Source organism: Phormidesmis priestleyi ULC007 (assembly GCF_001895925.1).
In the GTDB taxonomy this organism is placed as follows: domain Bacteria; phylum Cyanobacteriota; class Cyanobacteriia; order Leptolyngbyales; family Leptolyngbyaceae; genus Phormidesmis_A; species Phormidesmis_A priestleyi_A.
Genome location: NZ_MPPI01000044.1, coordinates 1 through 26,476, shown reverse-complemented (window position 1 = coordinate 26,476; position 26,476 = coordinate 1). Strand labels below are relative to the sequence as shown.

The window sequence follows — 26,476 nt, the reverse complement described above, 5'->3', positions numbered from 1 at the left end:
TCTGCCGTGTCGGCTCGAAATTCAGTCAAACCTTCGGTAAGTCTGCCGACGTGAACCGTCAGAATCTCTAAGTTTTGCTCGATCCGGTCTATCTTCTGGTCTGTGGTCATCGCGAACACTCGGCTTTCTATCAGTTGAGATCAGATTGTAAACTACAAACGATCGCCGCATTCTCTAGTCAAATCTATTTTTGCTTCTGGCAAAATAAGCATGGCATCTCCAAACGAATAGAAACGATAGTGTTGCTCGATCGCGTCTTGATAGAGCTTGAGCAATCGTTCTCGTCCGATTAAAGCACTCACTAGCATTAACAAACTGGATTTAGGCAAATGAAAATTTGTAATCAACCCTTCCACTACGCGCCATCGATAGCCGGGGTAAATAAACAGCGAAGTTTTGCCGTAGTAAGGCTGAATCTCACCCGTTTGAGCGGCAGCTTCTAGCGATCGCACACTCGTCGTTCCGACTGCAATCACTCGCCCGCCTCGATTCTTAGTTTGACGAATTTGCTCAACGGCTTCAGGCGATACCTCAACCCATTCCCCGTGCATTTGATGGTGCGTGATGTCTTCTGTCTCAACAGGACGAAAGGTTCCCACCCCGACATGAAGGGTCACAAATGCCTGATCAATTCCCTTTTGTTGAAGGCGATCGAGCAGCTCTGGCGTAAAGTGCAACCCCGCAGTTGGCGCAGCGACCGCTCCTAGACGATCGGCATAAACGGTCTGATATTGCTCTGGTTGAGAATCGCGATCGGTAATGTAAGGCGGCAGGGGAAGTTGCCCAAACTGATCCAACACGTCAAGCAAAGAGTGGTTGCCGGAGATTTCAAACTCGATGATTCTGCCTCGCGTCGCCTCGTCGCTGGCAATCACGATCGCGCTCAAGCTGATAGAGCAGTCTGAACGCAAGGGAGTAAACAGAATTTTGCTGCCAGGTTTTAGTCGTCTGCCGGGTTTAACCAGCGCTAACCATTGATCTTTCTGCTGTTCTTCTAACAACAGCACTTCTACCTCAGTGCCGCCAGGTTTTTGCCCATAGAGTCTTGCTGGAAGCACTCGCGTGTTGTTAAGAACTAGCAGATCTCCAGACTTGAGCAAATCGGGTAACTCGCGAAAAATGTGGTGACTATGCTGAGTCTGATCGTCTACAACCAACAGTTGAGCGCTATCTCTGGGGATCGCCGCAGTTTGAGCAATTTGCTCTTTTGGCAACTCATAATCATAAGCAGAAAGTAAGAAGTCGGCATCCACACGATCGAGCATGAGTGATAGCAGTTAATTTTCTTATTAAATCACGAGAGCTATTCGCGCTCTACCTACTCCCGTTTTTAAAATTGGGTGAATTTACGCATAAGATGTCGGGTGCATTCACCCTACTGGCTCTGAGCATTTGAAGAGATTATAAAGAAGTAGCATTTGCTCGATCAAACGGATATGGAATACCTCTACTACCTCGCGAATGCCAGTCTCACCCTGAGAATCGTTGAATATCTTCACTCGATGGATCACCTGCCCGTTGGCTTTATGACCGTGATTCATCAGATTGATGGTTGGGTAGTCAAGGTGAAAATGAGCCAGGCTCTCTCACCTCAACAGGATGGCGACTTACGCGCATTCCTAAACGAGTTAGGCATCTCTTATCAACCCGGCATTCGGGTACAGATGGCACTTTGGGGTCTAGAAACTGGACAGTCGCCGATCGACGTGATGCAACGCTACCAAGTTGCGGTCGTTTCTCATGGCACCCCCGATCGTCAAGAGATTGAAGAATTTCGTAAGCAATTTGTTCAAGGTTTGGGCTACTGTCCCGAAACATTGGCATAGTCATTTAGAGAGTGAACGCTTCGGGGATGTAGTGATGAAGCGTGAGTTGATAGCCTGCGATCGTGCGAGTCATCGGTAGATCTGACTCAGCCGGAAAAGGCAATTGAGATTTCTGTAGCAACAAAGAGCCGGGGGTTAAATCTTGTGCTCTTTTTTTTGGGGCAGATTGACAACGCACAAGCGCCACATCAAATTGGCAGGGCAGCGTTGCCAAGTCGGGGTGAGCCATCAGAAACAACTGAGCGGTTTGCCAAAGCTTTTTCTGCTTGCTAGGCGTGATGGCTAACAGTCCGTCACTGTCCCAATTGCCCTTGCTGCGAGTTTTGACTTCCACAAATGTCAAACACTGAGGCATTTGAGATTGAGCAATCACGTCAATTTCTCCCAAACGGCAGTGCCAGCGGTGATGCAGAATTTGCCAATCTTGCGATCGTAGCCAGTCTGCAACGAATTCTTCGCCTAAAACGCCAATGGTCGCCCTAGTGTTTTTAGCAAAACTGGAGGATGCAGGTGGGTTCACAGATTCAGGTACTATCAAAGTAGATGACTTGGGATGAGAACGTCTTCGCTATCTGACGGTTTACTCTCAAGGTGCCCAGATTATTTGCTGCAATAAACTGTTAGATCCAAGAGATAAAAAATGAGTTGTCCTCCTAACGTCCTATCTGTTCAATCTAGGCAATGCTGGTTCACTGAGTTGCGTCTAGCTATCTCTTTGCTGATGAAAAGGTTTGTTCTAGTTTTGTTGTTTTGGCTGTGGGTTGTGGGCATGATTTCTGACCCAGTTCTCGCAGAAGACTACGACAAAGATTTTTTGGTTCGCGCCGACTTTTCTAATCGAGTCTTGACTGACTCTAGTTTCACGAAGGCAAATCTGCGAGAGATCAACCTCAGCAACAGCGATCTTCGAGGAGTGAGTTTGTTTGGTGCCAATTTAGAAAGTGCAAATCTGCAAGGGGCAAACCTCAGCAACAGCACACTGGATACGGCTCGATTTGTGAATGCAAATCTGACGAATGCGATCTTAGAAGGAGCATTTGCCTTTAATGCGAAGTTTGAGGGAGCGACGATCGAGGGAGCCGATTTTACAGAGGTTGAGTTTCGAGAAGATGCTCAAAAGCTGCTCTGCAAATCAGCAAAAGGGGTTAACCCGGTGACAGGTCGAAAGACACGAGACACGCTTGATTGTGATTAGAAAAACTATTCGTTCATTGTCTTATAGGTTGCCACTGCTGACGGTGAAATTCGGTTGAGATAACGGAAGATCCAGTATTTGAAAATCGTATCCAAAATCACTGGAAACGTCGCAATAAACAAAAAGATGAAATTGTGACTAGCCGGAAGTCCAAAGTGTCTTGCGATTCCTTCTAACAACACTTCCCAACCGTGCGGAGAGTGAAACCCTACAAAGATATCTGTGAATAAAATAATGATGAATGCTTTAGCGCTGTCACTTAAACCATAGACAATTTCATCAATGAAAGACTTAAAAATAGCAATCTCTCTTTTGCTTTTGAGTAGCACGATCGTCAGCGCGATCGCCGCCAAAATATCGGAGATCCAGTTTTTAATTGCGTCTCCACTTTGATAAGCAAAAGTGTCCGCGATTTCTCCTGCTTTCTCCTTCACTCTGGCTTCGATTTCTTCGCCCACGATCGGAGCGCGACCCAGAGTTTCACTGACTAAGTTTTCAAAATTGAGCAGTTCTTCATAGCGTTTCAGTTCTCCAAGAGCCTCTTCTGCCATCTCAGAATTGATGAAAATGCTGCCTTGTTCCTCCGCTTTAAATTGCCTAGAGATCGCCGCTCCGAAGGCGAAGTTGTTAGACAGTAAGATGTTTCTGGAAACTTGCTGCACCAGCAACGGAACTAAAATCAAAGTTAGGATAAATCTTAGTGCTAAAACAGTTTTAACTTTAGAACTGCGAAATGTTTGAACGACTTCCTGTTCAGATTTAGGGTCTAAGTCTCGCTTGAGACGATTTAACGTTCCTAAGATTGATCGAGGTAATAAACCCGTTTTGTCAGAGACCGTTTCAAAGTCGGCAATCCGATCGGAGTTAGGCGCATAAGAAACCGCATCAATTTCGTCAAGATTGATGCTCACGGCACCATTATTATTGTCTTGAATCGGAACCAATGAGGTTGAAGAAACCGTCAACAAATTTTCTGTGTGATATCTTGCTAACACCTCGTCAATAAACCTGAGCTTCTCGATCATGATGGCGGGTTTATCTCTCGCCATTGGCACTAATCGAGAAGAAGCTACTTCGGGTGTCTCGCTCATTCTTAACGGGCGATCGGACAGAGCAGGATTCGTGACATTTAGAGTTGATCGGCTGAGTTTGAATTCTGAAAGCCCTAGCCGCACTGTCTTGAGATATTTCTTCAGATCCGCTTCAAAAAAAGCGAATACATTCGGACTCATATTCGTCGAATTGGGTGCGATCTTTTTGCTATTAAAATGTTCATCTTCGATCGCTTTAATTTTTAATGCAGAATCATAAGCTTGGTCTAAAGCGCGATCGGGTGTTTCTAAATACCACCGTTCGGCGCGGGTTAGATAACTCTTAAATCTAGCAAAAATTGATGTTTTCATGGCACAAACTTAAAATCGCTCTCCCTCGGCTGTAGTGATTTGACCACAATTTGCGGGTCAGAGACAAGTTGCTTATCTGCTCAGTTGCAGCAATCACTGAGTAATATTGAACACGGTATAACTGAAGAGAACATGTTGATTCAGACAGTGTAGAGAGAATAAGCCAAGCCGTTTTGAAATCAGACGATCGTTGACACAGTTTATTTTAAACCTGCTTTTTGTAACGATCTACGATAGAGAGAGTCTTAGCGTCTATCAACATCAGGCGTTGTGAGTGCCAAAAGTTGGAGTCGCTAAGTATCCTAACAAATTCATCTAGGGCTAATTTGTGCTTTCACAATCTATTTGGGTCATCGGTGCGACACGAAGCGGCAAAACGACACGATTAGTCCGTCAGTTTTGCGACTGGGTTCGCCCTGCGATCGAGCCATCCTCTAATCAGGCAAACATTGGTGTGCTGGTGCTGGCGGCGATCGGCGATAACCGTCTCGATCTGGTCGATCGGCTGACAGCAGCCACTCAAGGCAAGTGTCCTTTTAGAGCCACGACTCCCCTGGGATTTTTTGAAGATGAGGTGATGCTGTTCTGGTCGCTGCTGATTCAAAACTTGGGGCTAAAAGCACAGTTTCCAGTCAGACTTCGCCCCGAAAACGAGCAAGAACTCGCGACTCGTCTTTGGAGAGTAGAACTTGATGACGCGATCGGGCGATCGGGCATCTCAGAAGCGCGACTCGTGCGACGAATTCTAGACTTGATGCAGTTAGCGAATTTAAGCGGAATCACGATCGAAGACATTCCAACTCTTCTAGAGCAGGGCTTACCCAGGCAAACAGACGAACCGGGGAGCGAACTACCTTTGCCCTACGAAACGGTCTGTGAAATGCTTCAGCGCTGGCGTACCTGGTGTCTGCGTCGTGGACTGCTGACCTATAGCCTGATTGCCGAGCTATATTGGCGCTATTTGCTGACTGACCTCACCTATCAGCAACACCTGACCCAGCGTTATCAGGCAGTCTTAGCCGATGATGTCGATGAATATCCCGCGATCGCGCGTCATCTGTTTGAGTTTTTGCTTAACCAGAATGTTGCAGGAGCCTTTAGCTTTAACGCTGATGGAGCCGTGCGGCAAGGGTTGGGGGCAGACCCAAGCTATCTACAAGGATTAGCTCTCCAATGTCAGCAAGAAGTTTTGAGCGATCGAGTCGTCACTTGTCTCGCTGATAATCTGAGTGAGTTGATCGTAGAATTAGTCACTGATCCGGTCTTCTTCGCCACGCTCCCGGAGTCTGTCCAGACCATTCAAACCACGACTCAAGCACAACTACTCCGGCAAACTGGCGATGTGATTACCAAAGCCATCCAATCAGGACAGGTTGAGCCGCGAGAAATTGCCTTGATTGGGCCGGGTATCGATCCGATCTCTCGCTACGCGCTGGCTGCCATTCTCACCCGTCGAGGCATTCCGGTCGAAACGCTCAATGATCAGCGTCCCCTGTCTAGTAGCCCAATTATTCGAGCGTTGTTGACGCTTCTAACGCTCGTCTACCCAGGTTTAGGGCGATTGGTTGATCGAGACACGATCGCCGAAATGCTTGTCGTCTTAAGCCAAAAATCGAGTTCACAAACTCCGCCCGATCGCGACTCTGACGAGATTTCTTCATCTTTTCACGCTTCATCGTTCCTCATCGATCCAGTTCGTGCCGGACTGATCGCCGATCACTGTTTTGAGCCTCACCCCGATCGTCCTTGTTTGCTTCCTGCTGTTACCTTTCCGCGCTGGGATCGGTTGGGATATCAAACCACTAAAGCCTATGAAGAGATTGTGCTGTGGATAGACGGGCAGCGATCACAACTATCACAACGGTTGCTTGCAAGTCCGGTAGTGTTGCTCGATCGAGCCATTCAACGATTCTTTTTGGGCGGAAGTCATCTGCCTTTTGATCAACTCGCCGCTTTGAGAGAACTGATTGAAACCGCACAGCATTATTGGGAGGTTGATGCTCGACTGAGAAAAATTGATAAAACCGACGCGCCTCCCTCAATGACGGTGAGCCGATTTGTTCAATTGCTCAGACAAGGAACTGTGACCGCCAATCCGTTTCCAGTTAGACCGATCGGGCCTGCTAGCAATGCCGTCACCTTAGCAACGGTGTTTCAATATCGGTCTAGTCGGCGTGTTCACCGTTGGCAGTTTTGGCTAGATGCGGGGTCAACTCGCTGGCTGAGTGGGGTAGACTCGCTATTTGCGGCTCCTTTGTTCTTGCAAGATTGGTCGGGCAAGACTTGGACAGCCGATGACACGCAGACTTCTAACGAGCAGCGCTTAAGACGAATTTTGCTCGATCTATTAGGTCGCGCCGAAGAACGAATATTTCTTTGCTATGGCGACTTAGCGACCAATGGGCAGGAACAGACGGGTATTTTGACAACGCTGGTGAACGCAGCAATTCCGATCGTACTGCCTGCTTCCGAAGAAAGTGCAACTGAACCAGCGATCGCTTAGATAATCACCGCCAACAACTCAGCCTCAATCTCTCGCGGGTACAGGAGCCAAACTTTTTCCACGGGTTGAGTCAGCGTTTTGACAAGCGGTGATAACTCACTGATTTCTTGCAAACCCGTTGATGTTTGGAGATTAATTCCTCGCTGATAGAGCGTGTAACCTCGATTGATAAAAGTTCTCAGCCCTGCATAATAGTTGGGGACAAATCCAGCTTCTGTTAATAAATAATGCACTTTGTCTAGAAGTGTCTGGCGATCGCTTTCCCCTAAATGACTAACCTCTAGCGCCTTTAGCAAGTCTCGGTCTAAAAAACGCCGACATAAATCAGCCAAAACCGCGTCAGGATGATGTTGCCAACGCTGTAAATGGTAAACAAACACCCCATCATCGGCAGATAGATATTGATCGAGTGTGATTTGATTGCAGTCTTCACTCAACCAGGCGGTGACGGTTTCATCGGCAGTTAGCTGGTTAGCCTGAAGCAGAGTGCGGGCACGATCGCACGTTTGATTCAATACCCAAGTCGCCGCAATATTTTTGGGATGGTTATAAATCTGGGCATACATAAAATAGCGGACGATCAGGTAATGCTCGATCGCCGCGATGCCTTTCTGCGCTACCACTAATTGCTGACTGACCGGATCGTATCTTAGTGCCATGAGAATGCGATCGAGGTCAATCTTGCCGTAAGATGCCCCCGTAAAATAACTATCGCGCATCAAATAATCGAGGCGATCGCAGTCAAGCTGACTCGACACCAACTGCGACACCAAGGGCACCGGATATTTTTTTAAGTAAGTTTGTTCAATCTGATCTAACAGATTTGGATGAAAGCGATCGAGCAGTTCACAAATCGGATGATATTCTCGCAAGATGCGCCGCGTCCAGTGCTCGTGATCGCAGCCAAAAACCTCTTCAGCCGTGTGACTGAAAGCCCCATGTCCAATGTCGTGCAACAGTGCCGCACACAGCACCACAGGGCGATGAACTTGTAGCTGAGGATAGGATTTGGCCAGGCGATCAAACGCCCGCCGAGCCACTGCCATCACGCCCAATGAATGGGTAAATCGCGAACCCTCTGCCCCGTGAAACGTCAAACTCGCTGGGCCTAACTGCCGAATTCGTCGCAATCGCTGAAACGCAGGCGTGTCAATCAAGCGGATCAGCAACGCTTCGGTAGAATCGCTGCTGTTAAGAGTAATCGCACCATGTAAAGGATCGTGATAGGTTCGCTCAGAGTTGGGCAGCAAAAGAATGAACGGTAAAGGACAGGTCGATTGTTCTCTCTTTAACTTGCACCTGCAACCAGAGCATCAGACCCGATCGCGTCTATAGCCGCTTTGTATTGGCGATCGCTAGGCGTTCCAATCTGATCGAGCGTGATGGGGTCAAGCGGCACCACTTGATCCGGGACGATTCCCAACTTGTTGATATCTTTGTGGCTCGGCGTTTCATACTTCGCAACGGTGACAGCCAGTCCCGCTCCATCGGACAAGTCAAACAGAGATTGAATCAACCCTTTGCCAAAGGTTTTTTCACCCAGAATGATCGCCCGTCCGTTATCCTTCAAAGCGCCTGCTAAAATCTCGCTGGCGCTGGCAGTGCCCTGATTGACCAAAACGACCATTGGATCTTTAGTTAAAGCATCTCCCATCGCTTCAAAGCTGCCCATCGTGCCTTGCCGATTGACGGTATAGACGATCGTGCCTTCATCAATCCACAGCCGCGCGATGTCAATCCCAGCTTGCAGCAACCCACCAGGATTGTTTCGCAAATCTAGAATGTAGCCATCGGCTCCCTGTTTTTCAAGTCGGGCGATCGCGTGTGCCACCTCAGCCGTAGCGTTGGCGTTAAATTGACTCAGCCGCAAGTAGGCAAGTTTTTTGCCATCGGGTTGAGGACGCAACTCCGCATAAACCGGGTTTAACTCAATGCGATCGCGCACCAAATCAACGTCTAAAGCTGCTTCATCTTTCCGACTGATCGTCAGCGTGACTCGGCTGCCGATCTGACCTCGCATCCGTTCAGCCGCATCGTCGAGTGATAGCCCTTCGGTCGAAACGCCATCAATCATCAAAATGTTGTCTGCGGGTCGAATTCCTGACTTGGCGGCAGGCGATCCTTCAACCGGAGCAATCACCCTCAGCCGCTTTGTCTCTGGATCTAACGAAATCTGTAACCCTACCCCCGTCAGTTCTCCAGACGTGCTGGTTTGCAAGCTGCGATATTGATCGGGCTTCAGCAAGCGCGTAAACGGATCATCCAACCCCGCGATCATCTGCTGGATTGCGGTATAGCTGGCTTCGCGATCGGGCAGCGGTTGCTTTAAATATTTCTCTCGAATTGCCCACCAATTTTGATGATTAAAGCTGGAATCGACATAAGCACGATCGACAATCCGCCAAACTTCGTTGACCAGCCGTTGCTCGTCGGTAAAAGCGCCAGCAGAAGGAGCCACAATGCCCCAAATGAGGGCGATCGCCAGAGCAAACTTAGACAGTAAGCGAATCCAAGAAAAACGTTTTCCCATAGTGATCGATCCTAACTGGAAATGTCCGCAAATTTCTACCTTGCCAGAGAGATGTGAATTTTGTTTAACAAATTTTTTAGAAATAAAACTTTTCTTTACAAATATTTAAACGCGATCAGCAACTTGAAGCGGACTCTAAAAACAGCCAAACTTTGGCGAATTGCCGCTTCCACAATGTAATCGACCATTGGGCTGTGTTACATTTTTTATGAACAGCAATCATGTTTAGGAACGCTTGCTTTATGGCAAATGTGTACGACTGGTTTGAGGAGCGCCTCGAAATTCAGGCGCTAGCCGAGGACGTAACCAGCAAGTACGTGCCGCCTCATGTCAATATCTTCTACTGCTTGGGTGGAATCACGTTAACTTGCTTCCTGATCCAGTTTGCGACTGGGTTTGCGATGACTTTTTACTATAAACCAACTGTCGCCGAAGCATTCTCCTCGGTGCAGTATTTAATGAACGACGTTAACTTCGGTTGGCTGATTCGTTCCGTCCATCGCTGGTCTGCCAGCATGATGGTGCTGATGATGATCTTGCACACCTTCCGGGTATACCTGACGGGTGGCTTTAAAAAGCCTCGTGAGTTGACCTGGGTGACGGGTGTGATTTTGGCGGTGATTACCGTTTCCTTTGGGGTGACGGGTTATTCTCTGCCTTGGGATCAAGTTGGCTATTGGGCAGTCAAAATCGTGTCGGGCGTGCCTGAAGCGATTCCGATCGTGGGCACTTTGATTGCTGACTTGCTGCGTGGCGGTGCGAGTGTGGGTCAATCGACTCTGACTCGTTATTACAGCGCTCACACCTTTGTGTTGCCCTGGCTGATCGCTGTGTTCATGCTGGCGCACTTCTTGATGATTCGCAAGCAAGGCATCTCTGGCCCCTTGTAATCGATTTTAGGTTTTAGATTTTGGATGATGAATTCAAAATTGCGACTCTGAAATTTGCTTGCTGTTTCCTTATCTGCTGATTTCCCTCTTAAGGAGAGCCTCTTTCAACCATGGCAACTGTTAAGAAGCCGGATCTAAGCGATCCTCAGTTACGTGCCAAGTTGGCGAAAGGTATGGGTCACAATTATTACGGTGAACCCGCCTGGCCTAACGACTTGCTTTATATCTTCCCAGTGGTGATTTTGGGCACGATCGCTCTTTGTGTCGGTTTAGCAGTGCTTGACCCCGCATCGACGGGCGAACCTGCAAACCCCTTTGCAACACCTCTGGAAATCTTGCCAGAGTGGTATCTCTATCCCGTGTTCAACATCCTGCGCGTGGCACCTAACAAACTGCTGGGTGTGGTGCTGATGGGTTCTGTACCCTTGGGTCTGCTAATTGTTCCGTTTATTGAAAACGTGAACAAGTTCCAAAACCCTTTCCGTCGTCCGGTTGCTACCGCAGTTTTTCTGTTTGGTACGGTTGTGACGCTTTGGTTAGGCATTGGTGCAGCCTTCCCGGTGAGCCAAGCGCTAACTCTAGGTTTATTCTAAGAGATTTTTCAATCTCAATTGTGGTGCCTACAATTCTCCTTATTTCTAAGAGAATCGTAAGCACCACTTTTTTTATAGGTTCGTTAAAATTGCAGCGTCAGAACAGAAATTCTGGAGGGTGATTTTCATGACTGCCCAAACAATTTCAACGCAAGAGCCGCTTCAAGAAAAGCGCGACTACACTCCAGAAGAGTATCTAGAACTGGAGGAAAAAGCGGAGTGTAAAAGCGAATATGATGATGGAATTATCACACCGATGACAGGTGGAACGACAGAGCACAATCAAATCGCTGGAAACTGCTACATCGCTCTGAGTATTGGTCTTAAAAGACAGAGTTTTAGAGTTTTCTTTGGTGACGTGCGTTTATGGATACCAAAAACTCAGAACTTTAAGTATCCCGATGTCATGGTGGTCGCTGGAGAACCGGAGTATTATAAAAACCGCAGAGATACGATTATCAACCCTCAAGTCATTATTGAAGTTCTATCAGATTCAACTGAAGCATTTGACCGAAGTGAAAAGTTTAGGCTATATCAAACGATTCCAACGTTTCAGGAATACATTTTAGTCAATCAAAGTAAAGTTGAAGTCGATCAGTTCTTTAGAATTGAAAATAAACGTTGGTCGCTTTATGAATACGATCGTGAAGATGCTGAACTAACTTTGAAATCTTTTGAACTGTTAATTCCAATTCTGGATATTTATGACAAAGTTAATGTCGAAAAAGAGAGTAAGTAACCGTTAAGTTAGCATTGCTGCCGCAAAAGGAACCAGCAGAGTTGCTTCTTTCGGAATGTCACGAAGCATAAAGAATGATTGCGATCGCACGACCGACCACCCCCAACTTTAATTTGCCGTATCCCTTTCTAGGCAAAGGTTTGATCGGGTTTACTCTCTTTTCATCATCTGGTTGAGCGAATGCAGCGATCGTCCACAGTCTCCTCATCTCTGAGACAATCGGTAAGCGACAACACTCCATTCAGGGATAGGCTGCTAGAGACAACCCTCTCTACACCCCACCCTTAACACCTTAAGAATTCAGATCAGATAAGGGAGACACCGTATGAAATTGGCTTACTGGATGTATGCAGGTCCGGCTCACATTGGCACTCTCCGCATTTCCAGTTCTTTCAAAAATGTCCATGCCATCATGCATGCCCCGATCGGAGATGACTATTTCAACGTCATGCGCTCAATGTTAGAGCGCGATCGTAACTTTACTCCGGTGACGATTAGCTCGGTCGATCGCAATGTGTTGGCACGCGGCTCTCAAGAAAAAGTAGTAGATAATATCACCCGCAAAGACACCGAAGAAACGCCGGACTTGATTGTGCTGACCCCAACCTGCACCTCCAGCATTTTGCAAGAAGATCTGGCAAATTTTGTGCAACGGGCGCAAATTGATACGAAGTGCGACGTGCTGCTAGCCGATGTAAATCACTATCGATTTACAGAACTGCAAGCTGCCGATCGGACTCTCCAACAAATCGTTCAGTACTACATTGCAAAAGCGAAAAAGAAGGGTCAACTGCCCGAAGGCAAAACCGAAAAGCCCTCAGTCAACATCATCGGTATCTCTTCTCTAGGGTTTCACAACCAGCATGACTGCATTGAATTGAAGCGCTTGATGGCAGACATCGGCGTTGAAGTGAATGCGGTGATTCCTGAAGGGGCTTCGGTTCTGGAACTCAAGAATTTGCCGAGAGCCTGGTTTAACTTGGTGCCCTACCGCGAAATTGGCTTGATGGCAGCAGAATTCTTGAAAGAAGAATTTGGGATGCCCTATGTGGATATTACGCCGATGGGTGTCGTTGAGACGGCGCGGTGCATTCGCAAAATTCAAGAAGTCGTGAATGCTCAGGGTGGCGATGTGAACTATGAAGAGTTCATCGAAAATCAAACCCTGTATGTGTCTCAAGCGGCTTGGTTTTCTCGATCGATTGATTGCCAAAATCTCACAGGCAAAAAAGCAGTTGTCTTTGGTGACAACACTCACGCTGCTGCCATGACAAAAATTTTGTCACGCGAGATGGGCATTCAAGTCGTCATGGCAGGAACGTATTGCAAAGCCGATGAGAAATGGTTCCGCGATCAGGTGAGTGAATACTGCGATGAAGTTTTGATCAGTGACGATAATGGCGCAATTGCAGACGCGATCGCCCGCATCGAACCCTCGGCAATCTTCGGAACTCAAATGGAACGCCACGTCGGCAAGCGGTTACGGATTCCGTGTGGGGTGATTTCGGCTCCGATTCACGTTCAAGATTTCCCGATCGGCTATAAGCCTTTCTTAGGCTATGAAGGCACCAATCAAGTGGCTGATTTGGTCTACAACTCCTTCACCTTGGGCATGGAAGATCATCTGCTGGAAATCTTTGGCGGACACGACACCAAAGAAGTGATCACGAGAGGAATGTCTGCCGATTCTGATATGAATTGGACGAAGGAAGCCCAACTAGAGCTAAACAAAATTCCTGGATTTGTGCGCGGCAAAATCAAGCGAAACACCGAGAAGTTTGCGCGCGATCGTAATTTATCCGAGATTACAGTCGAGGCAATGTACGCCGCGAAGGAATCGGTTGGCGCTTAATCTCTAATAATTCTCGTTTTTGTCGTAACTCCTGCCGATCTATGGTGGGAGTTTTTTGTTTGAGTTTAATACTTCACAACGTAGCGATCGAGATCTCGAATCTGCGGGTCAGAGAACTGCGTCAAAATCTTCCAAAGCACTGTGTAGCTACCATCGGCGCGACGACTGACCGGACGGAAGGCAAACAACAAATCACTGCTGGGTGTCTTTAATAAGTCTCTGAGAGATGAGCGTTCGTTCGGCAGAAGGGTTCGTCCTGATGTGATGATTTCAGGAACTTTAAACTGAATCGATCGCACCAAATAAGTTCGATTCATAGCTGCGGTTGCCTGATTCAGCAAAGGTTGGCTCAGATTCAAACCGCTAACCTTGCCAGTCATAAAGCGACGACGATCGGCTTGAATGGCTTCTAATTCTGAAGGCGGACGGTAGCTATAGAAAAATTGCAGCGCTTCTGACAAGCCAGACACCTGCTCAGACGAAGGCAAAAGAAGGGTTTCGAGTGCCACATCTCCCAAATCGGTCATAAACCCATAGTCTAAATCGGTCTGCACGATTTGAAAGCGATCGCCCTCAATCCGAATAGCTAAACGGGGAGATAAGCCCTGCGATCGCTGCATCAAAATCGCTAGAGGAAGCGAATCTGCGGCAGTCGGAGCGAGTCGATTTTCTAGTGTATTAGATGCAGCGCGATCGGACTCAGAGGACAGTAGACGCGCAATGCCAGTATTGGGCTGAGACAAGAAAGACGTGTAAGGCTGAGACTCTTGAGGATATAAATCAATAGGAGTCTGCCCACTCTGCAATTGCACCGGAACCGTAAACCGAACCGCTACCGGAAAAGCCGACTGAACTTGCAGTAAATGACTTCTGCTCGACTGAACGATCGCCAAAATATCATCGGGTGGCTGAATGGCAGGCGCGATCGGAATTGGAAGATTCTCGCTCGGACTTTTCGCCACTCGCCCGATGATTTGAGGCGCAGCGATCTCTTTGGCTACCACGCCCACTCGTCGATCGAGCCGCGCTCTCAAAGGCTCTAACTCACGAGCAGAGGTATACAACGCACAATAAACCTGAGCTTCCTCTAAGCTAACAGCATCGGTTCCAGCAACACTTCCTGCTCCACTACTATTAGCGGGATTTGAAGCACACAGAATTTCTGGCGCAGGATAACTGCTCTTGAGGAAGCGATCGACCGCAGAAGCCTGTAAAAATATTTGCCCCTGCACTGCCCGAAGTCGATCGCCATCAGAGCTAGAGAGCGAGCGCTCAATGCGATTTAACAGCACCAGATGACTTTGAGCGAGTCGCTGTGCCTCAAGCCAATAATCACGACCCGGATCGATCGGATCGATCGTAGGAGCCGTAGAACTGGTGCTGGCTGATGCGATCGATTGCCCCACTAGGGAACCAAAGCAAGATGCTATCAACACAAACAAAAAGAGGCGAGGCATTTTAATGAACCCTTTGATCACAGCCATAGGAAAAACTTTTAGATGATTTGATTCTCATGCAAGAGAAATGTTAGCCAATTAAAAAAATTTACTATTCGACAGATTTTTTAGCGGTAAGCTGGTTGAATCGAAACCATAAGTTGATTTCTCATTCACACTAATTATGAGTCAAGATAGAAACCAGACTTGCTCGGTCTGTGGCGTTAAAATCCTCAAAATGATTGGAGGAGATCGGGTGATCTTTGCAACCGGAGCGCACTCAACGCGAGCGATTTTATGGGCGCGGGTCTGCCAATATACCCAAAAATCGGGCTGCATCAATCAAAATCAGAATACCACTGGACAGATTTAACCCAGTGATCGTGATCAACTGCACCACAAATCCTTCACACGTTAAACTTTAGGCCCAAAAGCGATCGGCTTCGCAAGCCTAGAAGGAAGCGCGTCCAGCTTATGTATACCTAGGCGTTTTTTAAGCCCCCGATCGCGCCGCTCAATTTGTTAGCAGGCATTGCGGGAGAGGAGCAAGCTGTATAGAGAACAAGATCATATCTAAAATGGAGGGGTCGAGGCGAGGATAGGGCCATGATTGCTGAACTTAATCAATCTCGCGTTTCGCCTCAAGAATATCTAGACTGGGAGCCGCTGCAAACTCTTCGTTACGAGTATATCGATGGCGAAGTTTACGCAATGACAGGAGGAACGCTGTCTCATAGCGAGATTGCGGGAAACCTGATTGCGCTGTTGAAGCCCCACTTGCGCGGCAGTGGTTGCCGTGTGCTTGGCTCTGACGGCAAAATCGGCGTGACTGACAACGGGCCTTTCCTCTATCCTGATGTGAGTGTTACCTGCGATCGCCGCGATCAAGGTGCGCTTAAATTTGCTCGTCATCCTCAATTAATCGCTGAGGTTCTTTCTCCTAGCACCGAAGCCTATGACCGGGGTGGAAAGTTTGCTCTCTATCGACGGCTCGAAAGTCTTAAAGAATATATTCTTATCAGTTCTGAATCAATCAGTGTAGATGTTTTTCGCCTGAATGAGAAACGTAGATGGGAATTGATCCCATATGGCGAAGGTGATGAGATTCAACTCCTAAGCGTTAACCTTAGTTTCAGGGTTGAGCAACTCTATGAAGATATTGAATTCATCACTGAAATTCTAGAATAAGCTCAAGTTAGCAACTAATGAAGTAATCATTAGCAGTGCATAGGAATCGTTTGAATAGAACATTACAATAGCAGCAAAGAGGCTGATGCGATCGTTTGAATTTAGGAAAAGCGATCGTTTATGGTTAAATTTGAGCGCGTGATTTAACACTGGTAACATACAACAGAAGAGAGGCTGAGTAGGTTGAGGGGTTGCAAGATTGAGACGTGAACAATCGCTAGCAAGAGGAGCGGTATGCCATTCTCTAGCAAGTGATTTGATGGAATCATACTAAAACAGCTTAGTATTAATCAGCTTCGCGTTATTTTAATAGTGGAATTAATCTAATAAGCTCTTTTATCTTAATTTCTTCTCCCAGCACACCTGTCACATTCGCCAAGCTGTCCGGAGAAACGAATCGGGGTGTTGCTACTAACTATGTTTCGTGAAGGATCTAGCCTTAGTACATATTCCCCCACCAACATTTTCCAATGATTACACTTTTGATCAAAATGATACTTGCTACTTCTATCGCTCAGATTTCCGATATATTTTCCCTCTAATATCCTCACTTTGGAGTATTGCTTTAAGCTACTATCAAGTTGCTCTATACTAGATTGCTTTTGCCGGATATCTTGGTTTAAAGAACTAATTGTTTTGTTGAAAGAGCTTCTTTGGAATTTTAATTCTTTTAAATCTTCATTAGCTCTAGTTAATTCTAGATTTAGCGTATTGATTTGAGCTTGTTGACCTTGATTTGCCGCAGCATAATCTCTGATCTTTTCTTGAAGCTTTAATAGACGAGATTCACGCTCATCTACTGTAATGTTTAACGTGTCTAGTTCCTCTAAATAGTTTGCAAGCTTTTGTCGTACTGTATCGTTTTCATCCTGAAGTCTCGTGATTGTCTTAGATAAAGCACTTTTCTCTTCTTTTAGTTCACTTATAATTTTTCTATTTAGATTTTCTAATTCAGACTCTTCTAGATTAGATACTTCTTTTTCTGACACCGCACGTAACAAATCTTCAATTCTATATAAAGTACCTATTCTGGAAGGACTTGTTTTATCAGCTCTGCGAGTTATTTCTTGAGATAACCTATAAATTGTATCTTGCACTATTGTTTCGGATGGGTAATTACTTCTTACAGCCAAAATTACTTCATCTATAACTGATTCAATCTGTATCAAGTCCTTCTCAGGCTGACTTAAAGTAATGGAGTCAAAGAAATCTTGAACTCTATTTACAATCCGGTATTTTCTGGGCTGACGGGGATTTATTTCATTCTGTAACTTGCCTTTCTTTTGCTTTAAAGTCTCTATCGTTTTAGCTAGTCTCTCATGACTTTCAGTGCCATTTGCTCCTAAATGTTCAAGGACTCCCAGATGTAAATGAGCTTGAAAATCAAGTTTATTTAATCTCTGTATTGATTGGGAATTAATATCTTCTGACTGCAATCGCTTCTGCAATCTATTAACTTTCGAGGCAACAGTCCCTCTGAAGCAGCAAAGCATTAGATCGATAGCTTGACCATAGGGGAATGGGAAGCTAGTAAATAATCCAAAGAAAATTCAAAATATTAAAGTTGTTGCAATAAAAACAAATACTTTGAAGTAGCTTAGAATTTTGCCCCATATACTTAAGGGTTCTAAGTCTTTATCTTGAAGATCAAGATAATAGATGTGAGTTTGTCTATTGTCCTGATGCTGAGAGTTATTGTTCCCACAAGCAGCTTGCTGCCCACCCAAAGCTCCAGTGGAGCTTTGGGTAATTTTCGGCTGTAGGCTTTCAGATGGTTGTTCAGAATCCAAAGGAGATTGGCTCATTTACACAACTGGCAATGTTGTCCATAAAGCTCCTGCCGCTGTGCCTAGCCAACTTGCTATTTTTACCACTAATGGAACAAATTTTTCAAAAATTCGCTTACTAGCGTCTACTGTTTTGTCTACTTCTTCTAGATTTTTTGTAACCCGCTCTAAATTCTTAGAAATTAGTTGTTTGTCAGGCTCTTTTTCCTGTGCTTCTATCTTGGCAGTCTCTAAATATTTCTTAGCTTTTTCCTTCGCTGCTTCAGGTAATTGAGCATTTTGAATCAACTGCTCAATTTGTGCAAGAAGCTCAACTACCTCGGTTTGAGTAGGGATATTGGAAGCAGAAGATTCTTCATTACTCATCGTCTGCTTATTATGATCGCCGATCGCTGCTTGCATTCCTCCAGACATGGAACCTGAATTAGATTGGGAGATGCCACCAGGGTTGCTAGACACAGATACTGACCTCTTGATAAGTGACGACGAACTAGCGCATCATAAACCTTTTCTTACAATAGCAATTTTCCTCACGGAGATCGCCCCCTCACTTCAAATCGATTTGTAGTTTCACGGCACGATCGCTATTTTTTGACTGAGGAATCGCCCGCTTTCCAAACTGCATCTGTGCTGACCTAAGAGGCACGGCCCCACCATTTTGTGTAGCCACACTTCATCGCAGCGCCAGCCACAGGCTCAAGATCACCAGCCCAACTAAGACCAACCAGACTGAGTTTTGACGAAACCAGCCTTTAGTTAAGAAACGGCTGCTGGATTTGTTAAGTGGGCTAACTGAAACAGGCAACCGATCGCTATACAACGTGCACTCTCTTGCATCGGGGCGCTTGGGATAAGTACACGAATCATCGGCATCGTAAATGCAGGTTTTGCACAACGGCTCAATCCCTGTAGCGCGGTAAAGCGGAATGCCAGGATGACCATGCGCTTTGAGGGTCGTGCGGCAATGAGGACACACGATCGCTTGAGCGTCAACCGATTGATGACAACGAGGACATTCTGGCATCGATTCCAGCAGATTCTAAGATTATGTTCCGATGCTAACTTAACAGATTGAAGGGTGAAGTAGATTTTGTGTTAAGTAGGTCGTTGCATAAACTTGCGAACTTGATATTCACCCTCTTCGGCAAAAGGAAACGCCTGACCCATCGCTTCGGCAAACTGACGATCGGTTTCCTCTAATTTCTCGACGGGAATTGATTTCCACCCGTCTCGACTTTCCCAGTGAATCACCATTACGATTTCCATCGGATCTTTAGGATTGATCCACACTTCTTTACCTGCAAACCCTGGATAACTAGCGAGCAACGGTGTCCAAATTTCATCATCTTTTTGGATATATTGCTCCCGCAATTCTGGCGGAACCTTTACTTTGAGCCATTCGATCAGCATTAAACCATCTGTCTATCGCAACGTCTAAGACGTTACCAGAGAATCCTTAAAAATCTGGAACTTTCTGCCTTTGGGCGTAGATTTTGTTAGAGAATGCAGTCAAAGTAGTTTGAGGTACGGACTTCGCGACTGTTAACTGCCTTGCAATTTGACAGAATAGAAGAAGCGAAAAAGTTTGAATTCCCTACAAAGTGTCTAAAGTTTAGAAATACATTTTGTCGATCGTTCAACGGGCTTTTGCAGCACCCGACATAGGAACCAGTATGGATAGCAATAATTGGATTACACAGCTCTTGATGGTGGGCATCGGCACCACTTCTCTCGTGGCAGAAAAGTTTAAAGAGATGAGTGACCAACTCGTCAAAGATGGCAAACTCAACCCCGACCAGGCAAAAGGTTTTGTGGATGACCTGATGGCGCAACTCAAGCAGGGCAACTTTGAAGCTCAGATGCAGCGTCAGATTCGCTACGTGATGCAAGATTTGGGGGTGCCTCGCCAATCTGAAATGGATGAACTGCGGGGACGACTCGATCGACTAGAGCGGCAAGTCCGCGACCTAGAAAATAAGCTCTGGAATGGAACGAAGTAATCGAGAGTGAGAAGATAAAGACATACACGTCAGGAGGTCTGATTTTGAGAGAGATTTTAGTCAGCTTCGGAGTGATGGTGGTTTGCTGTGTGCTGTTGATTGTGGCGCAAGTCGCCAGTCGCAATAGCGCGATCGCGAGCGAGATGCCAATCACAGAGTCCGCTACCATTGCCGAAGTTAACCCCCAAGGTCTAGTTGCTGAAGCACCCAAGCCTACCACCCCTAGCCAAACGACAGAGGAGAAAAATGATATGGCGACACCTGAACGAGTCAGAGTGACCGAATCGGGTCTGCAATATGTGGATGAGGTCGAAGGAACAGGCGATTCTCCTAAAAAGGGGCAAACTGTGACGGTGCATTACACGGGCACGTTGACCGACGGAACGAAGTTTGATAGCTCCCGCGATCGCGGTCAACCCTTTGAGTTCAAAATTGGCGTGGGTCAAGTGATCAAAGGATGGGATGAAGGCGTGGGCACGATGAAGGTCGGTGGTCGTCGCCAACTTACCATTCCTCCCGGCTTAGGCTATGGCGCGCGCGGAATTGGTCCGATTCCGCCTAACTCGACGCTGCTGTTTGATGTGGAACTGCTGAAAGTCAGCTAGTCAACTTTAATGATTTTGGAATCCGCGATCGACCTCGATTTGCGGATTTTTTTGAGCATTATGTAGATGAGCTAAGAATTTCAATCAAAATCCCAACCAGCTTTTCTAGATCAGCCGGAACTGAATAAACGGATGTGTCTCGAATAACGTGTTTTGCAGTCCGATCGTAGATACCAAAATTCCAGCGCTCTCCGTCTGTCACCACTCCATAGAGGAGAGGAGCCGTTGATCTAGTCCATCGGTCGATCGCGATTAGCTCAACCGCGAGCTGGGTAAAGCCTCGCTCTAAATCTGCCTGTTTTGCCTCGACCACCAGCAGGTTGCGTTGAGCCGCGATGTAGTAATCAATTACGCCTTTGAGAAACTCATTGACGACGACAGCATATTCTAGATTGAGGCGATTGTTTGTAATCTCGCAGACCTCCAAGAGGATTGGGAAGACGATCGCTTCGCGTCTTGAAGATTCGTTGTTCAAGCTGACGTGACGCAATGCCCGATCGAGATTTCGTCTCAAGTCCTGCAAGTTGACGGGGGCTGAGGATTCTGAAAACAAGAGCTTTTCGCGCTCTGTGGTGCAGTTGAGTTCAGCGAGAATGTCTTCCAGCGTGAACGGAAGATCGAAGTATTGACTGAACGAATAGGACTCGTTGGGATTGAGAATGGAGGGGCGATCGGACATTTTCTCAAAACGATCGCGCCTATTTAGTGGGTTAGTCGTCATGATTGGACGTGAAAGCAATTAATTTGATTTTAAGCTCCGTGCGATCGATAGATTAATAATTGATTTAGAATCCGCGATCGACCTCGATTTGCGGATTTTTTGTAACTACTCAGGCTCAAAACATCGTAAGGATTTGCGAGAAGGCACAAAAGGTAAATACTCACGACCCGATAAAGACATACTCGACCTCATCCAAAATATGTGAGCCAATGTAGGGGCTTAATGACTCGATGGTAATCAGATCGACCGTCCTGCCAAACAGATCTTCTAGAAAAAAAGATAGGTGTATGAAATTGTCGAAGGTTTTTTGATCTGGCTCAAAAGCAACCAAAATATCGACATCGCTGCGATCGTGGATCGCACTATCTCGCACAAACGAACCGAAAACACCGCAACGACTCACCCCAAAACGGTGTAGATCCTGTTGATATTCCTGAAGAAGAGACAGGACTTGAGCTTTCGTTTGTATAGGTATTATTTGCATAGACTAATTACCTAATGCTGAGTCTGTCACAGCCTCACAGATAGCTTTAAAGCAGCAATCCGATCGAGGCATGAGTAAGCTAACGGTGCGGTTGAGCGACTGCCAGTAAACTTTGCATCCATACACCAAGATCTCTGGTCAGTCCGCTCCAAGTGGGTTGTTAGCCCGTCCACTTGAGCGAACGTGCAGATGCAAACTCAAGACTCTAAAATAGATACAACCCAAATTAACCAAACAACTTATGCCTCTCACCGAACTTGTACCACACCTTAAAGAGCTATCTTATTCTGACAAACTCTTGCTATTACACTTTCTGATTGCTGAGTTATTAAAGGAATCGGGTTTAGTACCATTAGACACTAAAGGCAAAACAGCCAGTCAAGGGTTACATGACTCTTTTGAAGCGGCTGCTGTTTTAGCAAAAGCATTGGCAGAGGAAAAAGTAGCTCCACATGGCTGATAAAGTTAGATTTGCTTTCACAGAGATAGATCCAGATCTTGGTACATTGAGTACACTACCCTATCTACCGCTAACCCTAACTTACCGAGACCAATCTATAAACGTCTCTGGCTTGCTAGATAGAGGTTCTAGCGTTAATGTGTTGCCTTACGAAATGGGTTTAAGGCTAGGAGCAGTTTGGGAACGCCAAAGGCTTTCTGTTCCACTAGGGGGAAATTTGGCTAGGTTTGAGGCACGGGCATTAGTGTTGACGGCAAATGTTGAGCGATTTTCCCCAACAGAATTGGCTTTTGCCTGGACACAGGACAAGAATGCTCCGTTGATTTTGGGACAAATGAATTTCTTTTTGGCGTTCGATGTGTGCTTCTACCGGGCTGAATCAGCGTTTGAAATTAGCCCAAAACTAACTTAACTAAGAGATTGGGATGAAACATTTATCTTTGAAGCAAACGCCGTAACGATTTCACTAACTATCGTGTTGAATAACAGGAAGCAAGTTCACGCAAAACAGTTTGAACTTCTTCTACAGGTGCAGACTGCATTCTGACTTTAGCTGCCTCATAGATGGCTTTAAAGCAGCACCAGATCGAGGCATGAGTAAGCTAACGTCCCGATTGAACGGCAGCAGATTGCCTTGAACAACAAACGAAAAGACTCTCAACTGTCTGCTCCAATCGGATTATTAGACCGTGTTTGAGAGGGATGCAGGCAGAGATGTTATTCTAACTTCACCGTTTGATCTTCCTTCCATTTCTAACTTGTAGTCTTCCAGCAACCCCATTCCAATCAGTGAATCTGTTTCTGCTGCGTTGATTTCAACCTCCCTCATCTTTCCATCCCAAATCACAACACCGACAAACATCTCGAAATATTGAAGACTGCCGTCTCCTAAAATCACCCTTTGAAATCCTCTCAATGTGAATCCCAGTTGATCAATAACATCTCTAGGTAAGGTTAGATCTCCTGTAAATCCTGTATCAATGATTGCTCTGACACTCTTCAACTGTTTACTGTCACCCACGATCGCAACCTGAATGATTGCTTCTCGATTTGCGTTCACGTATCCTGAGATCATTGTGATCAGCCCGCCTCAAAGTATCCGATTCGATGAACGGCAAGATGACCAATGCGGACAAACCAAATTTGAGCATCGGGATGATGAGCCAGCAAAAGATCGGATGCGGTTATGCTGTTTTTACCAATCTCAAAGGCTCCGGTTTCAATATCGATCGCGACAATTCTCCCATGATTACCTTCCTCGACTTGAGGGCGCACTTGAGATTCATAGATCTCATCACCCCGTCGAGCAAACTCTTCTTTGCTGTAGCGGGGTTGTCGAACTGTCATAGGCTTGCTCTTGTTTCAATCTTTGCCTTCTCATTTTAATCTAGGAGATTGCACCGACGGTCACAGTTCCAACTGAGATCGAGTTTTTGGACAGTGCTGTGGGAGAAAGAGTGCTGGGTTTCCTTTTGTCAACCCAGCCTACGGCGATCGTGGATTGCACTATCTCGCACAAATGAACCGAAAACACCGCAACGACTCACCCCAAAATGGTGTAGATCCTGTTGACATTCTTGAAGAAGAGACAGGACTTGAGCTTTCGTTTGTACAGGCATCATTTGCATGGACTAATCACCTGATGCTGAGTCTATCACAGCCTCACAGATAGCTTTAAAGCAGCAATCCGATCAAGGCATGAGTAAGCTAACGTTCCGGTTGAGCGGCAGCAGATCGACTTGAACGATAGACGAAAAATCTCTCAACTGTCCGCTCCAACCGGATTGTTAGACCGTGCCACACCGATCTTTTAAAAAACAATTCCTAGCCGTCCTTCCTCTTCAAATTAACTGTTGTGCAACGATGACCGTCTATTTCCCCGGAGAATGTTTTTAACGCTTCATCGAATTGACCTTGAAACGGGAACGCCGTCCAAGATGAGGCAGGTTTATTTATCCACGTTCCCCGTGGAAACCTCATACGCAGGGAGGTAGAGTTAAAATCTCCTTCATATCGAGCCATCCCACGAGGAACATTTGGATTTTCTGGAACAGGATATAGAGAAAAGTCAGCAATGACCTTGTTGCCAACTTGATCAATAGCTACAGTCACGCCAGTTATACCTTGTGAACAGGTATATGTACCAACCCATTGCCCCGATATGCTAGATTCCTTTGGTGTGGGTGTGGGTGTCACAGACTTTGGTGATTCTACGGGACGCTCTGGAATAGAACCAACTTGAGCTTGACCTGACTTAGTAAACCGAATAACTCTGACTTGATTTCGATCTATCGATAAGTTGACTTTAAAGCTCTGAGTTGGGTAACCTGCCTTACTCAAGGTGATGGTAACGTCTTCCTCGGCAAGGATTTTGATTTTAGCGTAGCCATTGCTATCAGTAAGTTCAGGCTCAGGAGATCCTTTTTTCCCAATAACCTCAACTTTAACTCCCTCTAGAGCTTCCCCTGTTTCTGTTTTTGTAACAAGTTCAATATCTTTCTGTGGTACAACACAATTATCTGATGGCAGCCCTATGCTACATCTAAAATCTGGAACAGTAAGGACCGTAGCAATAGAGCCAACTAAAGTTACAAGAAAACCCCACTTAACATAGTTAAAATCTTTAAAGCTCATAAGAATGGCTGAAACATCAATTTCGCTGTCATACTCGCTGGGTTTCCGTTCTAAATATTATATTTTGCGACCTTTTGAGGTTAAGACCTTTTTCCACTACACATCTTAGCAATACCAAGAATGGCGCAGCACGCGCCAATCATTTCTGGATCAGCACAGCCATTTGGTCCGATGGTTGGAATTTTAAACTTAACAACTTGATCTTTAGAAGACACATATGCAATGCTACATGCCTTAAATCTTCGCCTTGCAAGAAGAGTAGCCTCAAATAGGCTTTTGTCTGCAAGAGCATTCTTCACATATTCTGAGCAAGAGTCGCCACCATGCACAACTCGATGCGCACAGGAATAACCTTTCCTTGGCGAGAGATGGTATTGATAGCCACCAATAAGCGATATAGCGATTGAACGTAGTGAATGATCGAGAAGTGATAGTAGTTTTCTAAGAATCCAACCTTTACTGCGTCTCTTCGTAGCGTAGTATGAACCGTCAATAGATCGTGTTACATCTCTCATGCTGTAAATCAATGCTCCGACCAGTTTGTGTAAATAAAAAGAGGTTATGGGACAAAACGCCGAAGCAACTAAAGTCTCCCACTAAAGTGGGTAGTTTCGACTAGCGTGCTGGGACAATGAAACTCTATTTCAGAGACGCACTTTACACATTTCATGTTTTTCCTGTAGCTGACTTGCGTTTCCAATTAATTAAGGTAAGTAGGTCGGTGCAGTTAAATATAAGACCCTGTAGGATGGGTTAGCAATAGCGTAACCCATGCTGTCTAAAGGCTTGATGCGTTACGGCTACGCCTAACACATCCTACGGTTAATTACACTCACCTACTTAGACGCATCCCTGAAAGAGTGGGCTTAAGAAGATTTCCACAAAGCTATGTCGTTTGCGTATCTTGTCTCATCGAGAGCAAGATGCTCACCCTACGATTGAGAACCCTACTAAAGAAACCTCCTAATCAAAGACTAGTGCAGCGTCAAAACTAAAAATTAGGGTTGGCGATCTCTAAAAGCTCCATTCAATAGTCATTTCCGCAGATGCCAACCCTAAAATCAAGCTGTGACGCTCCACTAGTCCTGGTTAAAGAGCCAGACCACCCCTATGACAGCGAGTCCAACAGCGGCTGGAATTGCCACAACGGGGGCAATAGCAGCAACTGTTACACCACCAATCGACGCAATGCCAACCCCACCTGATGATGCAGCAACAGTAGTAGCAGCAGTGGTGGCAAGAGTTGTTTTTGCAGCTATTAGACCACCAGCCCCCAACGTTGCTAATCTAGAATTATTGCTCATTGTTAACATCTCCTAATCACAGTAAATGATGAACGCTTACAAGTAAATGCACCAACACGAGCCTATTACAATCTCGACCAGCTTGATTTCGGAAAAAATGTTACAAGATGTCGATTGTCTACATACACCCTGAGATTTTAGCTTACCAATGATTGCACAAACACCTTTACGCTATCCCCATTTACAGATTGCTTTGCTTCTGGGAACTAGCGGTCGGGTAAAGGAGTGAGTTTTAGATATATCTCCCTCCCTCCCCTCAGAACCGTGCTTACAACTTTCACTGTACACGGCTCAAGCAATCTCTATAGCCTACCGATGTAATTGTG

At 46.0% G+C, this 26,476-nt stretch carries 31 protein-coding genes; 13 read left to right on the top strand and 18 right to left on the bottom strand.

Features of this window, described 5'->3' with window-relative positions:
- Positions 1 to 152 precede the first annotated feature (152 nt).
- On the bottom strand, positions 153 to 1,265 hold the full coding sequence (queA, locus tag BRW63_RS23055; protein WP_073074730.1) for a tRNA preQ1(34) S-adenosylmethionine ribosyltransferase-isomerase QueA: 1,113 nt from the start codon (positions 1,263 to 1,265) through the stop codon (positions 153 to 155).
- A gap of 171 nt (positions 1,266 to 1,436) precedes the next feature.
- Here queA and BRW63_RS23050 point away from each other — a divergent pair, with 171 nt between their 5' ends.
- Positions 1,437 to 1,826 (top strand): hypothetical protein, encoded by a 390-nt coding sequence (locus tag BRW63_RS23050; RefSeq protein ID WP_073074729.1) that lies wholly within the window; start codon positions 1,437 to 1,439, stop codon positions 1,824 to 1,826.
- 4 nt (positions 1,827 to 1,830) lie between these two features.
- Here the strand turns inward: BRW63_RS23050 and BRW63_RS23045 are convergent, their stop codons facing one another.
- Positions 1,831 to 2,346, bottom strand: coding sequence for a YraN family protein (locus BRW63_RS23045; RefSeq protein ID WP_073074728.1), 516 nt, complete (start codon positions 2,344 to 2,346; stop codon positions 1,831 to 1,833).
- Positions 2,347 to 2,547: 201 nt separating this feature from the next.
- Here BRW63_RS23045 and BRW63_RS23040 point away from each other — a divergent pair, with 201 nt between their 5' ends.
- Positions 2,548 to 3,021: a pentapeptide repeat-containing protein gene (locus tag BRW63_RS23040; protein WP_073074727.1), complete on the top strand. Its 474-nt coding sequence runs from the start codon at positions 2,548 to 2,550 to the stop codon at positions 3,019 to 3,021.
- A gap of 5 nt (positions 3,022 to 3,026) precedes the next feature.
- On the opposite strand, the gene BRW63_RS23035 is transcribed toward BRW63_RS23040, so the two are convergent.
- Positions 3,027 to 4,424 (bottom strand): proton extrusion protein PcxA, encoded by a 1,398-nt coding sequence (locus tag BRW63_RS23035; protein ID WP_073074726.1) that lies wholly within the window; start codon positions 4,422 to 4,424, stop codon positions 3,027 to 3,029.
- Between the two features lie 328 nt (positions 4,425 to 4,752).
- On the opposite strand from BRW63_RS23035, the gene BRW63_RS23030 reads away from it, so the two are divergent.
- The gene (locus tag BRW63_RS23030; protein ID WP_073074725.1) at positions 4,753 to 6,927 is read left to right on the top strand and encodes a hypothetical protein; all 2,175 of its coding nucleotides are present in this window, start codon (positions 4,753 to 4,755) and stop codon (positions 6,925 to 6,927) included.
- Here BRW63_RS23030 and BRW63_RS23025 read toward each other — a convergent pair.
- Positions 6,924 to 8,177 (bottom strand): HD domain-containing protein, encoded by a 1,254-nt coding sequence (locus tag BRW63_RS23025; protein WP_073074724.1) that lies wholly within the window; start codon positions 8,175 to 8,177, stop codon positions 6,924 to 6,926. The genes BRW63_RS23030 and BRW63_RS23025 overlap by 4 nt on opposite strands.
- Before the next feature lie 38 nt (positions 8,178 to 8,215).
- The gene (gene ctpA, locus BRW63_RS23020) at positions 8,216 to 9,457 is read right to left on the bottom strand and encodes a carboxyl-terminal processing protease CtpA (RefSeq protein ID WP_073074723.1); all 1,242 of its coding nucleotides are present in this window, start codon (positions 9,455 to 9,457) and stop codon (positions 8,216 to 8,218) included.
- Positions 9,458 to 9,699: 242 nt separating this feature from the next.
- On the opposite strand from ctpA, the gene petB reads away from it, so the two are divergent.
- From petB to bchB, 4 genes are all read left to right on the top strand, one after another.
- Positions 9,700 to 10,347, top strand: coding sequence for a cytochrome b6 (gene petB, locus BRW63_RS23015; RefSeq protein WP_073074722.1), 648 nt, complete (start codon positions 9,700 to 9,702; stop codon positions 10,345 to 10,347).
- A 110-nt stretch (positions 10,348 to 10,457) separates the two neighbouring features.
- Positions 10,458 to 10,940, top strand: coding sequence for a cytochrome b6-f complex subunit IV (petD, locus tag BRW63_RS23010; RefSeq protein ID WP_073074721.1), 483 nt, complete (start codon positions 10,458 to 10,460; stop codon positions 10,938 to 10,940).
- Positions 10,941 to 11,067: 127 nt separating this feature from the next.
- On the top strand, positions 11,068 to 11,679 hold the full coding sequence (locus BRW63_RS23005; protein WP_073074720.1) for a Uma2 family endonuclease: 612 nt from the start codon (positions 11,068 to 11,070) through the stop codon (positions 11,677 to 11,679).
- Positions 11,680 to 12,004: 325 nt separating this feature from the next.
- The gene (gene bchB / locus BRW63_RS23000) at positions 12,005 to 13,531 is read left to right on the top strand and encodes a ferredoxin:protochlorophyllide reductase (ATP-dependent) subunit B (RefSeq protein WP_073074719.1); all 1,527 of its coding nucleotides are present in this window, start codon (positions 12,005 to 12,007) and stop codon (positions 13,529 to 13,531) included.
- Positions 13,532 to 13,596: 65 nt separating this feature from the next.
- Here bchB and BRW63_RS22995 read toward each other — a convergent pair whose 3' ends face one another.
- On the bottom strand, positions 13,597 to 15,015 hold the full coding sequence (locus BRW63_RS22995; RefSeq protein WP_073074718.1) for a hypothetical protein: 1,419 nt from the start codon (positions 15,013 to 15,015) through the stop codon (positions 13,597 to 13,599).
- A 136-nt stretch (positions 15,016 to 15,151) separates the two neighbouring features.
- On the opposite strand from BRW63_RS22995, the gene BRW63_RS22990 reads away from it, so the two are divergent.
- The gene (locus tag BRW63_RS22990; protein ID WP_073074717.1) at positions 15,152 to 15,340 is read left to right on the top strand and encodes a hypothetical protein; all 189 of its coding nucleotides are present in this window, start codon (positions 15,152 to 15,154) and stop codon (positions 15,338 to 15,340) included.
- Between the two features lie 233 nt (positions 15,341 to 15,573).
- Positions 15,574 to 16,155 carry a Uma2 family endonuclease gene (locus BRW63_RS22985; protein WP_073074716.1) on the top strand — a complete coding sequence of 194 codons (582 nt, stop codon included), beginning with the start codon at positions 15,574 to 15,576 and terminating at the stop codon, positions 16,153 to 16,155.
- A gap of 341 nt (positions 16,156 to 16,496) precedes the next feature.
- Here BRW63_RS22985 and BRW63_RS22980 read toward each other — a convergent pair whose 3' ends face one another.
- The 5 genes from BRW63_RS22980 to BRW63_RS22960 form a co-directional block, all read right to left on the bottom strand.
- On the bottom strand, positions 16,497 to 17,591 hold the full coding sequence (locus BRW63_RS22980) for a hypothetical protein (protein WP_143162108.1): 1,095 nt from the start codon (positions 17,589 to 17,591) through the stop codon (positions 16,497 to 16,499).
- A 114-nt stretch (positions 17,592 to 17,705) separates the two neighbouring features.
- Positions 17,706 to 17,960, bottom strand: coding sequence for a hypothetical protein (locus tag BRW63_RS22975; RefSeq protein ID WP_073074714.1), 255 nt, complete (start codon positions 17,958 to 17,960; stop codon positions 17,706 to 17,708).
- Positions 17,961 to 18,401, bottom strand: coding sequence for a hypothetical protein (locus BRW63_RS22970; RefSeq protein WP_083583191.1), 441 nt, complete (start codon positions 18,399 to 18,401; stop codon positions 17,961 to 17,963).
- A gap of 214 nt (positions 18,402 to 18,615) precedes the next feature.
- Positions 18,616 to 18,966 (bottom strand): zinc ribbon domain-containing protein, encoded by a 351-nt coding sequence (locus tag BRW63_RS22965; RefSeq protein WP_073074712.1) that lies wholly within the window; start codon positions 18,964 to 18,966, stop codon positions 18,616 to 18,618.
- 71 nt (positions 18,967 to 19,037) lie between these two features.
- A complete protein-coding gene (locus tag BRW63_RS22960; protein WP_073074711.1) occupies positions 19,038 to 19,352 on the bottom strand; it encodes a TIGR03792 family protein in 315 nt (104 codons plus the stop codon).
- Between the two features lie 263 nt (positions 19,353 to 19,615).
- Between BRW63_RS22960 and BRW63_RS22955 the strand changes: the two genes are divergently transcribed.
- On the top strand, positions 19,616 to 19,942 hold the full coding sequence (locus BRW63_RS22955; RefSeq protein WP_073074710.1) for a phasin family protein: 327 nt from the start codon (positions 19,616 to 19,618) through the stop codon (positions 19,940 to 19,942).
- Between the two features lie 44 nt (positions 19,943 to 19,986).
- Complete coding sequence (locus BRW63_RS22950) at positions 19,987 to 20,547, top strand: FKBP-type peptidyl-prolyl cis-trans isomerase (protein WP_073074709.1); 561 nt, start codon at positions 19,987 to 19,989, stop codon at positions 20,545 to 20,547.
- A gap of 58 nt (positions 20,548 to 20,605) precedes the next feature.
- Here the strand turns inward: BRW63_RS22950 and BRW63_RS22945 are convergent, their stop codons facing one another.
- Both BRW63_RS22945 and BRW63_RS22940 read right to left on the bottom strand, forming a co-directional pair.
- Positions 20,606 to 21,268: a hypothetical protein gene (locus BRW63_RS22945; RefSeq protein ID WP_219898692.1), complete on the bottom strand. Its 663-nt coding sequence runs from the start codon at positions 21,266 to 21,268 to the stop codon at positions 20,606 to 20,608.
- Between the two features lie 160 nt (positions 21,269 to 21,428).
- The gene (locus BRW63_RS22940) at positions 21,429 to 21,752 is read right to left on the bottom strand and encodes a nucleotidyltransferase family protein (protein WP_223257482.1); all 324 of its coding nucleotides are present in this window, start codon (positions 21,750 to 21,752) and stop codon (positions 21,429 to 21,431) included.
- A 241-nt stretch (positions 21,753 to 21,993) separates the two neighbouring features.
- Here BRW63_RS22940 and BRW63_RS22935 point away from each other — a divergent pair, with 241 nt between their 5' ends.
- Together BRW63_RS22935 and BRW63_RS22930 are read left to right on the top strand one after the other, a co-directional pair.
- A complete protein-coding gene (locus BRW63_RS22935; RefSeq protein WP_073074707.1) occupies positions 21,994 to 22,212 on the top strand; it encodes a hypothetical protein in 219 nt (72 codons plus the stop codon).
- A gap of 46 nt (positions 22,213 to 22,258) precedes the next feature.
- Positions 22,259 to 22,624 carry a hypothetical protein gene (locus BRW63_RS22930; RefSeq protein WP_223257481.1) on the top strand — a complete coding sequence of 122 codons (366 nt, stop codon included), beginning with the start codon at positions 22,259 to 22,261 and terminating at the stop codon, positions 22,622 to 22,624.
- 270 nt (positions 22,625 to 22,894) lie between these two features.
- Here BRW63_RS22930 and BRW63_RS22925 read toward each other — a convergent pair whose 3' ends face one another.
- The 5 genes from BRW63_RS22925 to BRW63_RS22900 form a co-directional block, all read right to left on the bottom strand.
- Positions 22,895 to 23,233, bottom strand: a complete 339-nt coding sequence (locus tag BRW63_RS22925) for a clan AA aspartic protease (protein ID WP_219898691.1) — start codon at positions 23,231 to 23,233, stop codon at positions 22,895 to 22,897.
- 59 nt (positions 23,234 to 23,292) lie between these two features.
- Entirely contained in the window at positions 23,293 to 23,559 is a 267-nt protein-coding gene (locus BRW63_RS22920) for a hypothetical protein (RefSeq protein ID WP_073074704.1), read from the bottom strand.
- A gap of 477 nt (positions 23,560 to 24,036) precedes the next feature.
- Complete coding sequence (locus BRW63_RS22910; protein ID WP_073074703.1) at positions 24,037 to 24,846, bottom strand: peptidase associated/transthyretin-like domain-containing protein; 810 nt, start codon at positions 24,844 to 24,846, stop codon at positions 24,037 to 24,039.
- Positions 24,847 to 24,926: 80 nt separating this feature from the next.
- Positions 24,927 to 25,361, bottom strand: a complete 435-nt coding sequence (yidD, locus tag BRW63_RS30050) for a membrane protein insertion efficiency factor YidD (RefSeq protein WP_073074702.1) — start codon at positions 25,359 to 25,361, stop codon at positions 24,927 to 24,929.
- A 564-nt stretch (positions 25,362 to 25,925) separates the two neighbouring features.
- Positions 25,926 to 26,150 carry a hypothetical protein gene (locus tag BRW63_RS22900; RefSeq protein ID WP_073074701.1) on the bottom strand — a complete coding sequence of 75 codons (225 nt, stop codon included), beginning with the start codon at positions 26,148 to 26,150 and terminating at the stop codon, positions 25,926 to 25,928.
- Positions 26,151 to 26,476 lie beyond the last annotated feature (326 nt).

What these genes read in the sequence shown, in the direction of transcription:
- queA (WP_073074730.1), bottom strand. Translation starts at nt 1,265, where the DNA reads ATGCTCGATCGTGTGGATGCCGACTTCTTACTTTCTGCTTATGATTAT.
- BRW63_RS23050 (WP_073074729.1), top strand. Translation starts at nt 1,437, where the DNA reads ATGGAATACCTCTACTACCTCGCGAATGCCAGTCTCACCCTGAGAATC.
- BRW63_RS23040 (WP_073074727.1), top strand. Translation starts at nt 2,548, where the DNA reads ATGAAAAGGTTTGTTCTAGTTTTGTTGTTTTGGCTGTGGGTTGTGGGC.
- BRW63_RS23035 (WP_073074726.1), bottom strand. Translation starts at nt 4,424, where the DNA reads ATGAAAACATCAATTTTTGCTAGATTTAAGAGTTATCTAACCCGCGCC.
- ctpA (WP_073074723.1), bottom strand. Translation starts at nt 9,457, where the DNA reads ATGGGAAAACGTTTTTCTTGGATTCGCTTACTGTCTAAGTTTGCTCTG.
- petB (WP_073074722.1), top strand. Translation starts at nt 9,700, where the DNA reads ATGGCAAATGTGTACGACTGGTTTGAGGAGCGCCTCGAAATTCAGGCG.
- petD (WP_073074721.1), top strand. Translation starts at nt 10,458, where the DNA reads ATGGCAACTGTTAAGAAGCCGGATCTAAGCGATCCTCAGTTACGTGCC.
- BRW63_RS23005 (WP_073074720.1), top strand. Translation starts at nt 11,068, where the DNA reads ATGACTGCCCAAACAATTTCAACGCAAGAGCCGCTTCAAGAAAAGCGC.
- bchB (WP_073074719.1), top strand. Translation starts at nt 12,005, where the DNA reads ATGAAATTGGCTTACTGGATGTATGCAGGTCCGGCTCACATTGGCACT.
- BRW63_RS22995 (WP_073074718.1), bottom strand. Translation starts at nt 15,015, where the DNA reads ATGGCTGTGATCAAAGGGTTCATTAAAATGCCTCGCCTCTTTTTGTTT.
- BRW63_RS22990 (WP_073074717.1), top strand. Translation starts at nt 15,152, where the DNA reads ATGAGTCAAGATAGAAACCAGACTTGCTCGGTCTGTGGCGTTAAAATC.
- BRW63_RS22985 (WP_073074716.1), top strand. Translation starts at nt 15,574, where the DNA reads ATGATTGCTGAACTTAATCAATCTCGCGTTTCGCCTCAAGAATATCTA.
- BRW63_RS22975 (WP_073074714.1), bottom strand. Translation starts at nt 17,960, where the DNA reads ATGAGCCAATCTCCTTTGGATTCTGAACAACCATCTGAAAGCCTACAG.
- BRW63_RS22965 (WP_073074712.1), bottom strand. Translation starts at nt 18,966, where the DNA reads ATGCCAGAATGTCCTCGTTGTCATCAATCGGTTGACGCTCAAGCGATC.
- BRW63_RS22960 (WP_073074711.1), bottom strand. Translation starts at nt 19,352, where the DNA reads ATGCTGATCGAATGGCTCAAAGTAAAGGTTCCGCCAGAATTGCGGGAG.
- BRW63_RS22955 (WP_073074710.1), top strand. Translation starts at nt 19,616, where the DNA reads ATGGATAGCAATAATTGGATTACACAGCTCTTGATGGTGGGCATCGGC.
- BRW63_RS22945 (WP_219898692.1), bottom strand. Translation starts at nt 21,268, where the DNA reads ATGACGACTAACCCACTAAATAGGCGCGATCGTTTTGAGAAAATGTCC.
- BRW63_RS22940 (WP_223257482.1), bottom strand. Translation starts at nt 21,752, where the DNA reads ATGCAAATAATACCTATACAAACGAAAGCTCAAGTCCTGTCTCTTCTT.
- BRW63_RS22935 (WP_073074707.1), top strand. Translation starts at nt 21,994, where the DNA reads ATGCCTCTCACCGAACTTGTACCACACCTTAAAGAGCTATCTTATTCT.
- BRW63_RS22920 (WP_073074704.1), bottom strand. Translation starts at nt 23,559, where the DNA reads ATGACAGTTCGACAACCCCGCTACAGCAAAGAAGAGTTTGCTCGACGG.
- BRW63_RS22910 (WP_073074703.1), bottom strand. Translation starts at nt 24,846, where the DNA reads ATGAGCTTTAAAGATTTTAACTATGTTAAGTGGGGTTTTCTTGTAACT.
- yidD (WP_073074702.1), bottom strand. Translation starts at nt 25,361, where the DNA reads ATGAGAGATGTAACACGATCTATTGACGGTTCATACTACGCTACGAAG.
- BRW63_RS22900 (WP_073074701.1), bottom strand. Translation starts at nt 26,150, where the DNA reads ATGAGCAATAATTCTAGATTAGCAACGTTGGGGGCTGGTGGTCTAATA.